Source organism: Streptomyces sp. WP-1 (genome assembly GCF_030450125.1).
GTDB lineage: Bacteria > Actinomycetota > Actinomycetes > Streptomycetales > Streptomycetaceae > Streptomyces > Streptomyces incarnatus.
Window position 1 is genome coordinate 68266 of record NZ_CP123923.1, and the last position, 14969, is coordinate 83234.

At 73.8% G+C, this 14969-nt stretch carries 9 protein-coding genes; 3 read left to right on the forward strand and 6 right to left on the reverse strand.

The genetic code is table 11. The features are described 5' to 3' along the window. Nucleotides 1-267: 267 nt before the first annotated feature. The 6 genes from QHG49_RS00335 to QHG49_RS00365 all read right to left on the reverse strand — a co-directional run bounded on the left by QHG49_RS00335 (nucleotide 268) and on the right by QHG49_RS00365 (nucleotide 6974). A complete protein-coding gene (locus QHG49_RS00335) occupies nucleotides 268-1656 on the reverse strand; it encodes a S9 family peptidase (RefSeq protein ID WP_301486646.1) in 1389 nt (462 codons plus the stop codon). 785 nt (nucleotides 1657-2441) lie between these two features. Beyond that, on the reverse strand, nucleotides 2442-3086 hold the full coding sequence (locus QHG49_RS00345; RefSeq protein ID WP_301486648.1) for an HAD family phosphatase: 645 nt from the start codon (nucleotides 3084-3086) through the stop codon (nucleotides 2442-2444). Next, entirely contained in the window at nucleotides 3083-4231 is a 1149-nt protein-coding gene (locus tag QHG49_RS00350; RefSeq protein WP_301486650.1) for a hypothetical protein, read from the reverse strand. Before QHG49_RS00350 ends, QHG49_RS00345 begins: the two co-directional genes overlap by 4 nt. Before the next feature lie 58 nt (nucleotides 4232-4289). Next, nucleotides 4290-5903, reverse strand: coding sequence for an amino acid adenylation domain-containing protein (locus QHG49_RS00355; RefSeq protein ID WP_301486652.1), 1614 nt, complete (start codon nucleotides 5901-5903; stop codon nucleotides 4290-4292). 32 nt (nucleotides 5904-5935) lie between these two features. After that, nucleotides 5936-6673 (reverse strand): thioesterase II family protein, encoded by a 738-nt coding sequence (locus tag QHG49_RS00360; RefSeq protein ID WP_301486654.1) that lies wholly within the window; start codon nucleotides 6671-6673, stop codon nucleotides 5936-5938. Between the two features lie 52 nt (nucleotides 6674-6725). After that, entirely contained in the window at nucleotides 6726-6974 is a 249-nt protein-coding gene (locus QHG49_RS00365; RefSeq protein WP_159697536.1) for an acyl carrier protein, read from the reverse strand. Between the two features lie 393 nt (nucleotides 6975-7367). Here QHG49_RS00365 and QHG49_RS00370 point away from each other — a divergent pair, with 393 nt between their 5' ends. The 3 genes from QHG49_RS00370 to QHG49_RS00380 all read left to right on the forward strand — a co-directional run bounded on the left by QHG49_RS00370 (nucleotide 7368) and on the right by QHG49_RS00380 (nucleotide 14944). Next, on the forward strand, nucleotides 7368-8480 hold the full coding sequence (locus QHG49_RS00370) for an acetyl-CoA carboxylase biotin carboxylase subunit family protein (RefSeq protein WP_301486658.1): 1113 nt from the start codon (nucleotides 7368-7370) through the stop codon (nucleotides 8478-8480). 132 nt (nucleotides 8481-8612) lie between these two features. Beyond that, a complete protein-coding gene (locus tag QHG49_RS00375; protein ID WP_301486660.1) occupies nucleotides 8613-11798 on the forward strand; it encodes an amino acid adenylation domain-containing protein in 3186 nt (1061 codons plus the stop codon). Then, nucleotides 11795-14944 (forward strand): amino acid adenylation domain-containing protein, encoded by a 3150-nt coding sequence (locus QHG49_RS00380; RefSeq protein ID WP_301486662.1) that lies wholly within the window; start codon nucleotides 11795-11797, stop codon nucleotides 14942-14944. The genes QHG49_RS00375 and QHG49_RS00380 overlap by 4 nt, the downstream gene beginning before the upstream one ends. Nucleotides 14945-14969 lie beyond the last annotated feature (25 nt).

Here is a 14969-nt window from a genome sequence, read left to right on the forward strand (position 1 = left end):
CCTGGGCCAACCATGTGACGACTCTAAGGCGTTACGCCGATGAGCACGAAATTCGGCAGCCGATCGGCGCGACAATCGGCCACTGCCTCGCGCGTGGCACATAGAACCTGGTCAGGGGCGTTTTTCGGTCACCTTGCGGGCGTGGGCGGGGAGCCGCTTGGGCGCTTGGGACCGTGTGTCGGGGGGTGCCCGTGCGCCGGGTGCGGCCTGGTCGTGGTGCCCGTCCGGTCCGGCCCGGTCATCCTTGGCCGCGGACGCTTCCCCGCCTCAGAGGGTCTCCTGGAGCCAGTCGAAGACCACCTCGCAGTGGAGTTGGGGAGCCATCGGCGAGCAGTGCAGCTGGGCGCCCTCGGCGGCGGTGAGTTTCACGTAGTCCTTGGGGGAGGCCAGCTTGTCGTACAGCTCGCGGGCCTGGCCGGGGTAGAACTGCTCACCCTCGTAGTCGAGGACCAGCATCGGCGTCCTGATCCTGCTCACCACGTCGGTGATCGTGAGCGCCTGGACGGCTCGGGCCGGGGTGTAGAAGTCCGTGAACATCTTCCCCTGGCGGGCGGCGAGCATCGCCGGGACGGAGAACGGCTCGAAGCGCTTCTTCATCGTCGCCGCGTCGGCTGCGGGCAGGTGCGGGACGACCTCCTTGGTCCAGATGGCGTTGGTCTCCGCCTTGCCCGGCCGCAGGATCTCCCGGATCTCCGGGGGAAAGCCCCGCCACGGTTCCACGCAGCCGGGCATCGCGACGGCGGCGGCGAGCCGTGGTTCGAACGCGGCCGCCCGGGGCACCAGGTCGCCCGCCATGCTCAGCCCGGTGAGCGCGATCTTCCCGGTGTCCACGTCCTGCCGCCGGGACAGCCAGTCGATCAGCGGGGCGACGACCTTCTCCCAGGTCGGCGTGAACGTCACCTGGTCGACGAACAGCAGCTGTCCCTGCCCGGGACCGTCGTAGACGAGCGCGTTCCAGCCCCGGTCCAGCGCCGCGGGCACCCCGTACGTCCACATGTCGACGTTCTGGCCGTCGCTGCCGTTGGTGAGGATGACCGTGGGCCGCCGCCTCCCGGACCCGTCGGGCCGGAAGAACCAGACCGGCAGGGGGGTCCTCCCGTACGGGACGCGGTCCGTCACCGGCGGCGGGTCGCACAGCGAGCAGAATTTGTCCCAGGCGGCGCGACCTGCCTTGTACAGCCGCTCCTCGTCGCCGGGAGCGTCGGAGCCGAGGACGAAGAAGAGCGCCTGGCCGTAGTACTGCGCCGCGCGAAGAGCCCGGAAGCGTGTGGTCCGGCCGTCCGGTTCGCCGCCCGCGGGTGCCGCCATGAGCCGGTCGCCCAGCCGGCTGAACGTCGTGACGTACGACTGTGCGGACAGGCCCGCCCCATTGACCGCGTTGACGGCGGTGAGCACCTCTCCGACCTCGGCCGCGCCCGCGCCGGACGCGCCGAGGGCGAAAAGCCCGTTGAAGTTGTACGCCGCGTCCTTGAAGAGCGTCATCGCTCCGGGCGTCAGATCGGCGCCCGCCGTGGTGCCGGAGGACGACGGGCCCGCCCCGAGGTCCGGGGCGGCCACCAAGCGGCTGCACCCCGTGGCGAGGACGGCCCCGGCGCCGACGGTCAGAAGGTTGCGCCTCGCGGGGCCGGTTGCTGGTCTGTTCGTCTCGTGCGTCACACCAGCCGACAGTAGGAGCACCCACGCCGGTGCCCGCCGCGCCGCACCCGGAGGTTCCCTCCACGGATGCCCACCGCCCCACGGTCGGCCCAGCCCGGAGTCGTGGGCCCCGACCGTGAGGTCCCCAATGACTCAATCGCCAAGACCGCCGCCGACCGGACGGTTCCGCGGTCCTCGATCAGCGCCTTGGACTGCAGTCTGGGCAGACGTTGTCGTCGTTGAACTCAAAGTGCACGTCGCTCGGCTCTAGGTGGTTGGATCCGCAGACAGTGCACAGGTCACCGCCGCAGTTTCCACAGCCCATGTAGCGGCCGCCGGCGTACTCGTAACGCCGCTTCTCGATCCAGGGGGCGTCACATGCCATGCCGGGTCTCCCTTCGGTGAGATCATCTTCTTTCGCTTCGGGCCAACGAGCGCACCCACAAGGCGGTTACGGGAGGCAGGACGTACAGCTGCCGAGGGCGAGGGCCAGGACCGGGAGCAGGACGACAGCGAGCCCCGGGGTCTGGTAGCCGTTGGGTGGAACATGGCCGATCTCCGCGCAAGGGCGGTCGCGGCAACGGCCCGAAGGGGGCCGCCGCACGCGCGCGGCGGCGGACGGCGACCGGCCCGGACTGGAACTGTCCCTGGCCACTCAACCGGCAGCGCCACCACCGCGTCCTCGCCGACCTGGACGCCCTCGGCCCCGGCCTGTGGCAGCTGTGGCCGTACGGCCCTGTGCCGCCGGAGTCACGGAGACAGCGGACGCGGATTCCGTGTGGGCGGTTGCGGCGCGGGCCGTCCGGTCACACCCGTGCCGCGAGCAGTTCGGGCAGTGCCCTCATGTCTCCGAAGACCCGGACGCGCCCCGAGCACCGGCTCTCCTCCGACCGGTCGGGCCGGTACCAGTGGACGCGCAGGCCCGCGTCGTGGGCGGAGCGCACGCCGACCTCGCTGTCCTCGACCGCGACGACGGTCTCGGGGTCCACCCCCAGCGTCCGTACCGCCTGCCGGTAGAGGCCGGGGTCCGGTTTCCACGTGCCCAGTTCGTACGCCGAGAAGTGGGGGCCGGTGAAGAAGCCGGCGAGGCCGGTGCGGCGCAGGCGGTCCTCGATCATGCCGAGCGGGGAGTTCGACACCACGTACGCGGGTGCCGTGATCTCCCGCAGGGCCGCCACCATCCCGGGGGTGGCGCGCAACCGGGTCGCCAGGTAGCGCTCGGCGATCTCCCTGACCCGCGCCACCGCGTCGTTCGGCAACGGGTCGTCCGTGTACTGCCCGATGATCGCGACCGACTCGCTCATCCGGCGGCCCGCGACCCGCTCGGCGAAGCCCTCGGCCGGGACCCGGGCGTGCACGGTCCCGGCGAACTCCAGCAGGGCCAGCACCTCGGCGTCCTGGCTGTCCACGAGGACGCCGTCGAGGTCGAAGAGCACGGTGCGCGCGGTCATGCGCCCAGTCCGTGCCGGCGCAGGAAGGCGTCGTAGCGCCCGGCCAGTTCGGTCGCCGCGGAGCGGGCGTCGGCGATCTTCAGCTCGGTGCAGTGGTAGCCCAGCATCTGCCGCATCACCGCCATCCGTTCCTCGGTGAACTGGACCGTTCCGTTGGCGTTCACGCGCTCGATCCCGTCCAGGAGCTGGCAGCGCCGATTGACGGCCTGGGCCGCCGAGGGGGTGGTGCCGGGCGCAAGGTCGAGCCGTACGCCGTCGCGCGACACCCGCACCGGGTAGCCCCCGGTCATGCCGCCAGGGGCGGGCGCGTGCAGGGTGTGCTCCGTGCGGGACAGCAGCGCGAGCAGGAGGCGCGCGGCGGAGGTGGCCGTCAGCTGCTGGCCCTCCTTGCCGCCCTGGCGCCGCAGGCCGCCGGCCAGCCGGGCGTACAGCGCGTCGGCGTCGAGCGTGGCCGGCGTCCCCGCGACGCGGACGTCGAGCAGGTGCGGGATGCCGCGGGCCTCGCCGAACCGGTGCACGTGGTGGCTGAAGTAGTGGTGCCCCACGGCCTTTACCTCGGCCTCGGCCGGGGAGACGCCCAGTTCCTCGGCGGCCGCCCAGGTGATGCCGGGCACGATGTTGCCGATGTTGCCGATCCCGACGTCGGGCGCCAGGTCGAGCGCCGCGAGGGCGGGGCCGACCGCGTCGGGGTAGGCGGCGTTGACGACGACGGCCCGCGACTCCGCGAGGCGGACGGCCTGCATCAGCTCGTGCACGAGCGTGAGGTGCATCGGCAGCCAGGGGCCGAGCTGTGCCTCGTCAAGCCGTCGGAACAGGTCCCCGGGCAGGTCCATGATGGCGCGGGCGGCCTGGATGGAGGCGCCCATGAAGATGATCGTCGGCCGGATGCGCCTCAGTTGCTCCGCGGTGCGGTCCACGTCGGCCATGTCCATGGCCACCGCCTCGACCTCGCGTATCCGGCCGAGGTTGGCGGCCGCCAGCTTGGTCAGGTTCGCGAAGCGCGTGGCGCGCTCCGCCGAGCGGCTCGCGAGGACGAGCCGGGTCTCCGGTTCCGCGCTCGCCAGCAGATGACCCAACCGTGTGGTGAGGTCACCGGAACCGATGAGGAGGATCTTCGGTATCTCACCGGTCGTGATGCCTGACATGTCTCCTCCGCAGCGGGTCGACGTGGTGGTGGGCGCGCGCCCCGGCCGGGCGCGCGGCTCAGTGCGGTGCCTGTCCGGGGTCGGGCGCCGGGGCCGGCAGCGAGCGGCGGTCGGTCTTGCCGTTGGTGTTCAGCGGGAACGACTCCCGGTGCAGGAAGCGGCTCGGCAGCATGTAGCGCGGAAGCCGCTCGCGGAGGAAGCCGGTGAGTTCGGCGGCCGGGGTGACGGTCCCCGTGTAGTGGGCGACCAGCGTCGCCTCCGCCCCGGCGTGGTGGGCGACCACGACGGCTTCCCGGACCGCGGGGTGGCACGCCAACTGCGCCTCCACCTCGCCCACTTCGATGCGATGACCGCGCACCTTCACCTGGTCGTCCAGCCTGCCGAGGAAGACCAGTCCCTCCCCCTCGGCGCGGACCAGGTCGCCGGTGCGGTACCAGTCGGTGTCGCGGGGCGTCTCCCCCGCCGGCAGGGCGAGCGCGGCCGCCCCGGGCCGGCGGCGCAGGAACCGCCCCTCGTTGTGGGCCGGGTCGAGGTAGCCGGCGAACCGCTGGGGCCCGCGCAGACACAACTCGCCGGTCGGGGCCGGCTGTCCGTCCTCCCCGAGCACGACGCTCTCCAGGTGCGGCAGCACCTCACCGATGGGCATCGTCCCGTTGGAGCCGGCGGGCACGAGCCGGCCGACGCTCCCGAGGTCCTTGTGCACGCAGACGACGCTCACCTCGGTCGGCCCGTACATGTTGTGCAGTACGGCGTTGGGCGCGGCCTCGGCCCACTGCCGCGCCTGTTCGGCGGTGAGGCGTTCGCCGCCCAGCATGACCTTGGTCAGGGTGGGCATCGAGCCGGGGGCGAGCGCGCCGGTGCGCTCGGCGAGGCTGCCGAGGGACGGCACGCAGAACCAGTGGGTGATCCGGTGCTCGTTGACGAACCGGGAGGGCCGCAGCACGTCGTTGGCGCGGGGCACGACCAGCGCGCCGCCGGCCGCCCAGGTCACGAACATCTCGTAGACGGCCACGTCGAAGGAGAACTCGACGTTCTGGGAGGTGCGGTCCTGCGGGCCAAAACCGCAGGCGTCGACAGCCCATTCGATGAACGGCACGATGTTCGTGTGCCGGACGGGCACACCGCGCGGCGCACCGGTGGAGCCCGAGGTGTACAGGATGTAGGCGATGTCGTCCGGCCGTGGCGGCGCGGCGGCTGTTCCGTCCGGCCGGTCCCCGCCGTCGTCGCCCTTTGCCCCGCCGGTTCCGTCGGCCGGTTCCGTCAGCGACACCTCGTCGACGAGCAGCCAGGGCACGCCGAGGTCGGGCCGCGCCTGGGCCCCGTTCCGCGTGCGCGAGGGCGCGCCGACGACGAGATCGAGGGTGCCGTCCTTGACGATCGCCAGCTGCCGGGCGGGCGGGTGCGCGGGGTTGATCGGCACCGCCGCCGCGCCCAGCCGCAGCGCGGCCAGATAGCCCGCGTAGGCCGTGAGGCTGCGGGCGGCCAGCAGCCCCACCCGTGCGGGGCGGCGGCCGGCCCGACGCAGGATCCGTCCGGCCAGCCGGTCCGACAGGCGGTCCAGTTCCGCGTAGCTGAACGTCCGGCCGTCCACTTCCAGCGCGGTGCGGTCCGGATGGCGTGCGGCGGAACGGGCGAACAGCTCATGAAGGGTCGCGGGGGCGGCCGCTGCCACGGGCGGCTCCTTTCGTTGCGTACCGGGAGTCGTCACACCAGCTCCGCGACGGCGCGCAGCACGGCGGGCCAGGATTCGGTGAGGTACATGTGGCCGCCGGGGAACTCGACGGTCCAAAAGCCCGCCGAGGTGTAGGCCGCCCAGTCCCGCCAGTCGGTGACCGGGACGGAGGCGTCCAAGGTGCCGCGAAGGGCCATGAGCGGGACCGGCAGCGGACGGTGCGGCTGCGGGCGGTAGCCCTCGGCCATCGCGATGTCGGCGCGCAGGGCGGGCAGCAGCAGGTCGCGGATCTCGGGGTCGGCGAAGGCTTCCGGCTGCCCGGTCAGCTCGCGCAACTGGGCGACGGCCCGCGCCGGGTCGTCGGACAGTTTCTCGGGGCGGCGGCGCCGGGGGCTCACCGAGCCGCTGACCACCAGGTGCCGGGGCGCCGGACCGCCGGTCTCCAGCAGGTGGCGGGTCGCCTCGTAGGCGAGGAGGGCGCCGAGGCTGTGGCCGAAGAGGATGTAGGGGGCCCCGTCGGCGAGCCCGGCGACCCGGCCGGCGACGTCCTCGGCGGCCGCCCGGACCGTACGGTGGAACGGCGCCGTGAACTCTTCCTCCCGCCCGGGGAGTTGGACCGGCACCACGTCGAGTTCGGCGCCGGGTTCCGGCCGCCGTCCCCGGTACACGCCGGCGCCCGCTCCCGCGTAGGGGACGCACATCATCCGCAGGGGCCGGGGAGCGCCCGGTTCAGGGGAGGCCGTCTCTTCCGCGGCACGCGGAGCGGACACGTGTTTCCTCCGATCGCGGATTCTCATCTTCGGGGCCCACCGTCCGATTGCGTCAGGACGAGTCGGCCGCGGAGCGCACAAGGTCGCGCACTGCGTGGGCGTTCTCGCTCTCCAGGATGTCGAGGAAATCTATCTCGACGCCCGTCTCCTCATGGATCATGGTGGAGAGAGTGAGGGCCCGGAAAGAATCCCCACCGTTCTCCAGAAAACCCAGATCCGGGTCGGAACCCGTTCCGAGGACTTCTGCCCACAACACCGTAATACGGTCCGCACCGTTTTCCGTACCGGGAATCTGGTTCATCTGACTCCTCACCTCATCAAACGCACGACGATTCCGAGACCGACGCGGACCCACGGACGGGATTGGGCTGCCAACGCTAGGAAATTGGTCGGCGCCGCATGTGGCGAAACCTTCCGCCAGTTGATGTGACGCAGCTCACTCCGCAATCCCCGGAGAAATCACCCGGAAAGCGATGGCTGAAAATCGATCATTGTCGGAGCCCTGGTCAATGACTATGCTTCTGCCGCCTCTCATGTCGATCACTTGGGAAGGACCACCCACTTGAGCGATTCACCGGTACTCCTCGCCGTCTACGACGTCGGAAGTCTCGCGCCGCTCCGTCTTTCCCAGGTGGCCCGCGACAATGACTGCGAAATCGCGTTCGTGGCCACGGACTCGGCACACGCACAGCAGATGATCCCACTCCTCGGCAGAATGGGCCGGGTGGTGAACACGGCGGGCCGTACCGAAGCGTCGGTCGTCGATGAATTACGCGGGCTGAACCCCACCGGAATCATCACGTTCAGCGAATTCCGTATCGCGGACACGGTCCGGCTGGCCGCCGCGCTCGGCCTGCCCTATCACTCCCCCGCCCTGCGGGAGGCGGTCACCAACAAGGACCGCCAGCGCGAGCGGTTCGCCGAAGTGGGCCTGGACACCGTGCGGTTCTGCACCGTGACCGCCACCGACCAGGTGGACGCGGCCATCGCGCGGGTGGGACTGCCCGCGATCGTCAAACCGGTCGTCGGCGCGTCGAGCCGCAACACCACCGCCGTCGCCACGGCGGACGAGTGCCGCGCGGTGGTCGCGGCGGCGCTCGGCGGTATCGGCGGCCCCGCCGAAACCGCGGTCGTCCTGGAGGAGTTGCTGGTCGGCATGCCGGTCGAGGCCCCCTGGGGCGACTACATGGCGGTGGACTGCGTCGCCCGCGGCGACGACGTGCGCCCGGTCTTCGTCAGCAGCAAGTTCGCGCTCGCCGAGCCCTTCCGGGAACGCGGCGCGTACGGCGGGCAGTCGGTGGTGCCGGACGACCTGGTCCGGGAGGTGGCCGACCTGGCGTGCCGGGCGGTCGGCGCCCTCGGTGTGCACGGGGTGGCCGATGTCGAGATCAAGCTGAGCCCCGACGGCCCGCGGGTCATCGAGGTCAACGGCCGCCTGGGCGCCTGGGTGGACGACCTCGGCGTGCGCGCGGGCAGCAGTGTGCCGGCCGACATCGCCGTCAAGGCGGCGCTGGGACGCCCGTACACCACCCCCGACCCGGTGGGGCGCGGCCCCGCCGTCTTCCATTATCTGATCGTGCCGCCCGTGGGGGCCACCCGCGTCAAGGCGATGCGCGACCTGACCGGGCTGCGCCGGCTGCCGTACGTGGACCGGGTGGTACCGCTGGTCGAACCGGGCGCGCCGGTCGACTGGCGGATCGGCGCGGCCGGCAACGTGGCCGCGCTCAGCGGGTCCGCTCCCGATCCGGCGGCGCTCGCCGAGACGGTGGCCGCGATCGAGGCCATGGACTGGATCGACTATGAGTGAGCCGGTCTGCGCGGGGCCGCGCGCACGGGACGGTGGACACAGCCGTACCGTCCGGCCCCGGGCGACCGGCCGGCGTTCCGCGCCGCGGCGCGGCCCCTCACCAGCAGGACACGCACCGACTGGAGGCAAGCCGTGATCGACCGCAGTGGCGGGTTCGTGGGGCCGGCCCCGGACGACGGCGCAATCGACGGCGGCGGCCCGGCGGCCGGCGCCCGTCCGGCCGGGGCCGGCTGGCCGCTCGCACCCAATCAGGTCGGCGTCCACCTCGCCGACGCCCTGGCCGAACGGCCGGGCCTGCACACGGTGGTCGCCGCCTACCGCCTGACCGGCACGTTCGACGGTGAGCTGCTCGCGGAGCGGTTCCGCGCCCTCGTGCGCAGGCATCCGGCCTTGTCCTCGCGCCTCGTCGACGACGGCCCGGCCCTCGGCATGGCCCGGTCGGACACCGCCCCGGAGTGGCGGGACGAGATCCTTCCGCCGTCCGCGGCGGACGACGACGGCGCGGCCCGGCGCCTGGCGGAGTGCCTGCGCCCGATCGACACGCGGAACGGACCGCTGATGCGCGGGGCGCTGCTGCGCCGCCAGGACGGCAGCGCCGATCTGGTGCTGACCGCCAGTCACCTCGTCGTCGACGACCAGGCGATGGAGACGGCCGTCACCGAGGTGCTCACGGGCGACACCACACGGCCCCCGGGCGACTACCCGGGCTGGGCGACGGCCGCGGCCGGGGCCGCCCGGCGCGGCGCCGGCCGGGCGGCCGCCCGCCGCGCCGAACTGTCCGCCCTCCCGCTCGGCTCCGCAGCGGGCTGGGGGTGCGGCGACGGCGACGCGGCCGACGCTGACGGCGGCCAGCTGCCGTTCACCGTTCCGGAGGACGTATGGCGGGAACTGGCCGGCACCGCCCGCGGCCTGGGCATCTCCCGCTACTCGGCGCTGACCGCCGCGGCGGGGCTGGTGCTCGCGCGCAACGGCGGCACGGACGCCTCGCTGGTCGGCAGTTTCGTCACCCGCCGGCCGGCCGCGCAGCGGCACACCATCGGCTACTTCAGTAACACCGTCCCCGTTCCGGTGCGCCTGGCGGAGGACGGCACCGTGGCCGGTTACCTGCGCACCTGCCACCGCCAGTGCCTCGCCGCCTACCGGGACGCGGACCTGCCGCTCTTCGACGTGCTGCCCACCGGCCACCCCTCGGGCGCCGGTCCGCTGACCGCCGCGGTCGCCCCCCTGTGGACCCCGCCGCCGCTGCGTCTGCCGGGGCTCACCGCGCGGCCGCTCCCCCACCCCTTCGCGGGCGCCGCGAAGTTCCCCCTGCTCGTTTACGTCGACCTGGCGGCCGAGGGCGCCGCGCGGGGGCTGCTCCAGTTCCGGCACCGGTGGTTCTCGGCCGACCAGGCGGCGCTGTTCACCCGCCAAATCGTCGCCGTACTGCGCGAGTTCGCCGAGCGGCCCGAGGCGCGCCTGGCCTCGGTGACCGTCCTCGACGAGGCGGACCGGCAGCGGGTCCTGGACGCCGGGCGCGGCGCCCCTCTCGCGCCCGAAGAACGGTCCGTGCCCGCGCTGTTCACCCGGCGCGCCGGGCTGTCGCCCGACCGTATCGCCGTCAACGACGGGCGGACCGCGCTGCGTTACGCCGAGGTCGAGGAGCGTTCCAGCACGGTGGCCCGCGCGCTGGCGGAGGCCGGGGTGCGGGCCGGGGACCGGGTGGGCGTGCGCATGGAACGCTCCTGCGATCTGATCGTCGCCCTGCTGGGCGTGCTGAAGACCGGAGCGGCGTACGTGCCGCTGGACCCCTCCTACCCCGAGGCGCGACTGGCCCTCGTGATCGGCGACGCGGACGTGCGGGTCGTGGTCGGCGACGCGGACTCCCGCCCGGCGGACCTGCCGGAGCACATCGACTGGCTGCCGGTGCACACCCGGCCACGGGACCCGGCCCGGCCACTGCCCGCCGTCGACCCGGATCTGCCCTGCTACGCCATCCACACCTCCGGGTCCACCGGACGGCCCAAGGGCGTGCTGGTGACACACCGCAACGTGACCTCGCTGCTGAACGCGACGCGCGACGGCTTCGGCCTCGGCCCGGACGACGTGTGGTCGCTGTTCCACTCGTTCGCCTTCGACTTCTCCGCCTGGGAGATCTGGGTCTGTCTGCTCACCGGCGGCCGGCTGGTGGTCGTACCGCGGGCGGTCTCGCGCAATCCGGAGGAGTTCCACCAGTTGCTGGAGGACGAGGAGGTGACCGTCCTCAGCCAGACACCGACGGCGTTCGGGCTGCTGCTCGCCACCGACCGGCTGGCGCGGGGCCGCCTGTCGGTGCGTCTGGTGGTCTTTGGTGGCGAACCGCTGGACACCCGCACCCTGTCGCCCTGGTTCGCGCGTTATCCCCGGGTGCGTGTGGAGAACATGTACGGCATCACCGAGACGACCGTGCACAGCACCACCCACACGGTCACCCCCGAGGATGCCCGTACCGGCAGCCGGGTCGTCGGCCGTCCGCTGCCCGGCTGGGAGCTATACGTCCTGGACGCGCGTGGCCGTCCGGTGGCGCCCGGCGTCGCGGGAGAACTGCATGTGGGCGGCGCGGGGGTCGCGCTCGGCTATCTCGACCGTCCCGAGCTGACGGCCGAACGCTTCACGGCCGACCGCCATCCGCGGGTGCCGGGAGGACGGCTCTACCGCAGCGGCGACCAGGGCCGGCTGCTGCCCGGCGGGGAGCTGGAACATCTGGGGCGGCTGGACGACCAGGTGAAGGTGCGCGGCTTCCGTATCGAACTCGGCGAGGTCCGCGACGTTCTGCTGCGGGACCCGTCGGTCACGTCCGCGGCGGTCGTCGTGCACGGCGCCGGCACCGCCGAGGCCCGGCTCGACGCCTATGTGGTGCTCACGGCCGGGGGCTCCACCGACGGGCTGCTCCGACGGGCGGCGGCCCGGCTGCCCGAGTACATGGTCCCGCAGACCGTCACCGCGCTCACGACCCTTCCGGTCACCGCCAACGGCAAGCTCGACACCGCGCTGCTGCCCGCCCCCGAGCCGGACGCGGACGCCCCGGCCGGCCCTGCCGGCTCCCCGGACGCGTCCGGTGACGTCCTCGACCGGGTCGTCGGGGCTTGGCGCGACGTGCTGGACGTACCCGTGGCCCCGGACGACAACTTCTTCGACCTCGGCGGCACCTCCCTGCTCGCGCTGCGGCTCAAAACGGCGCTGCGCGGCGCCGGACTGCCGGAACTGGCCCTGAAAGAGGTCATCCGCCATGCCACCCCGGCGGCCATGACGGCACTGCTGCGCGTCAGGGCCGGCACACGTCCGGAGAGCACCGGATGAGCCGCGCCGACACCCGCCCGGCCACCCCCGGACAGCTGCGGTTCTACCTGCTGGACCAGCAGGACGGCGGCGCCGCCCGCACCCTCGTCAAGCGGATCACCGCGGAAGGTGCGGCCGATCCAGGGCGGCTCCGGGACGCGCTGCGCGCGGTGGTCACGGCCCATCCGGCGCTGCGCACCTCGCTGCACCTCGACCCCGAGGGGCTGCGCCGGCGGGTGCACGACCCCGAAACCGTGGACATGGTGATCCGGACGACCCCGGACCCGGACGCGCTGGTGGCGGCGGAGTCCGCGGCGCTGGCGGTACCGTTCGAACACGGCGGCGGCCCGTTGTGCCGGATCAGGGCGCTGGTCGGCCCGCGGCGCACCCACTGTCTGATCGCCGTGCACCACGCGGTCTTCGACGACGACTCCACGGCCCTGCTGCTGTCGGCGCTCACCGGCGCCTACGCCGGCCCCGCCACGACCGGACCGGCCGTCGGCACCCTGGACGACGACGAGCCGGCGCCACCGGCGGACGGAGAACGACTGTGCGCCTTCTGGCGGCGGTACCTGGAGGGCTGCCCGCAGCGGACCGAACTGCCCTGGGCGCGGCCCGCGGCCGGCCGGCGCAAGCGGACCGTCGTCCGGGACCTGCCGGCCGCGCTCCGCGACCGGCTGCGGCACCGCGCGCGGACCACCGGCGCCAGTCCGTTCGTCCAGTTCCTCGGCGCGGTGGGCGCGGTGACGGCCTGGTACCTGGACCGGGACGACGTCGTCCTCGCGGTCCCGGTGAGCGGCCGCAGGGGCGGCGGCGACCGGCGCATCGACTGTCTCCAGAACACCGTCCCGGTCCGCGTCGGCCTGGCCGGGGCGGACACCTCGACGGTGGTGGACCGAACCATGGACGCCCTGTTCGACGCGCTCGACCACGCCGAACTGCCCTTCGAGGAGATCCTGTCCGGCGTGCGCGCCGTACGGGAGCCCGGCCGCAAGCCGCTCGCCCAGATCCTGTGCACCGAGACCGTCCCGGTGCCGGCGGTCGAGGCGGGCGGGCTGCGCTGGACGGTCGGCGAGACGGACACCGGGGAGGCGGAGTACGACTGCTGCCTCGCCCTGCGCCATCTGCCCGACGGCGGGATACGGCTGGAACTCGTCCACCGCGAGGGCGCGTTGCCGCCGGAGCGGGCCCGCAACACCGTGGACCACGTGGTCCGTCTCCTGGAGCGGCTCACCGAGGACCCGGCGCGCCCGCTCGCCGCCGTCGACCTCCTCGGCGAGACGGAGAAGGCCGAACTGGCCGTCCTGGAGGGCGCCCCGCTGGACCCCGACCCGCGGCCGGTGCACGAACTCGTCCTGCGGCACGCCCGTACGATTCCGGAGGCCGCCGCCGTCACCGACGGGGGCCGGGTGCTCTCCTACGCCGCCCTGGAGCGGCGGGCGGGCGCGGTGGCTCGGGCGCTCATGGGGCGGGGGGTGCGGCCCGGAGACCGGGTGGGTATCTGCCTGCCGAGGGGCACGGACCTGGTGGTGGCCGTGCTCGCCGTCTGGCGGGCGGGCGCGGTGTACGTGCCACTGGATCCCGAGTACCCGGCCGAGCGGCTGCGGTTCATCGTGGCGGACACCGCCCCGGCCGTCGTCCTGGGCGACCGGGCCCTGCCGGGGGCGCTGCGGGACACGCCCGGCGTCCTGCCTCTGGACATGGCCGACGTCGGGCCTGCCGTACCGGCGGACGGCGAGGCGGGCGATGCCGCGCCGGCGGACCCGGCCGGTCGCGCGTACATCCTGCACACCTCCGGCTCGACCGGCCGGCCCAAGGGCGTCGTGGTGGGACACGCCCGGCTGACCGCGCTCTTCGACGCGTGCGACCGGGCCCTGCCCGGGGCGCCGTTGACCGTCGCGGGCACCAGCCTGTCCTTCGACATCAGCGTCCTGGAACTGCTGTGGCCGCTCACCCGGGGCCGCACCGTCCTGGTGACCGGGCACCGGCAGGCGGCCGAGCAGGACGTGCCGGCCGGATCGCTGTACCAGTGCACGCCCACCATCGCCCGGCTGCTGCTCGCCGACCCGGCGGGCCGCGCCCTGCTGGGCCGGCTGGGCGCCCTGCTGGTGGGCGGCGAGCCCCTCGCCCGCGATCTGGCGCAGGAGTTGACGGCGACCGTCCCGGGGCCGGTCGTCAACTGCTACGGCCCCACCGAGACCACCGTGTGGTCCACCACCTGGCGGGTCTCCCGGGGCGCCGCCGTCCGGATCGGGCTGCCGCTGCCGGGCGAGTCCTGCCAGGTGCTGGACGGGCTGGGCCGGCGGCTGCCCCCGGGCTGCCCCGGCCGGCTGGTCATCGGCGGCCTGGGGGTCGCCGAGGGGTACTGGCACCGCCCGGAGCTGACCGCCGAGCGGTTCGTGGCGCTCGGCGGGGGCCGCGGACGCGGCTACGACACCGGGGACCTGGTCGTCCTCGACGGCCCGGAGGGGCTGCGGTTCCTCGGCCGCCGGGACGGACAGTGCAAGATCCTCGGCCAGCGGATCGAGGTGGAGGAGGTGGAGGCCACCCTGCGCGCGGGCGGCGCGCCGCAGGTCGCCGTGGCCCCGAACGCCGACTCCACCCACCTGGTGGCTTTCCTGCCGGACGGCGTCGCGGCGGACGGGACGCCCCGCCCGGCGGCCCCCGGCCCGCTGCGGGAGCTGCGCGCCCACGCCGAGGCCTGGCTCCCCGCGGCCGCGGTCCCCGGCGCATGGCTGCGCGTCCCCGCGCTGCCGCAACTGCCCAACGGCAAACTCGACCGCGACACCCTGGCGCGCTGGGCGGCCGACCGGCGGCCGGCCGCGACCACCGGGCCGCCCCCGGCGGACGGGTCCACCGCGGCGCGCCTGTGCCAGGTGTGGGAGACCGTCCTCGGTCGTCCCGTGCGGGACCACGACGCGACCTTCTTCGAGCTCGGCGGGACCTCGCACGGGGTGCTGCGGGTGCTGGCGGCGCTGCGCACCGCCCATCCCCAGCTAACGGCGGCCGAGTTGTTCCGCCACACCACCGTGCGCGCCCTCGCGGCACACCTCGACGGCGCCGCCGTCGCCGACGGACCCGCGGCGCAAGGCGCGGCCCGGGGCCGCGACCGCTCCCGCGCCCTCAGCGGCTGGCGCGCCGGCCGGCGGCCCTCATCGACCCTCTAGGTACCAGGAATCGAGGCGGACGCAG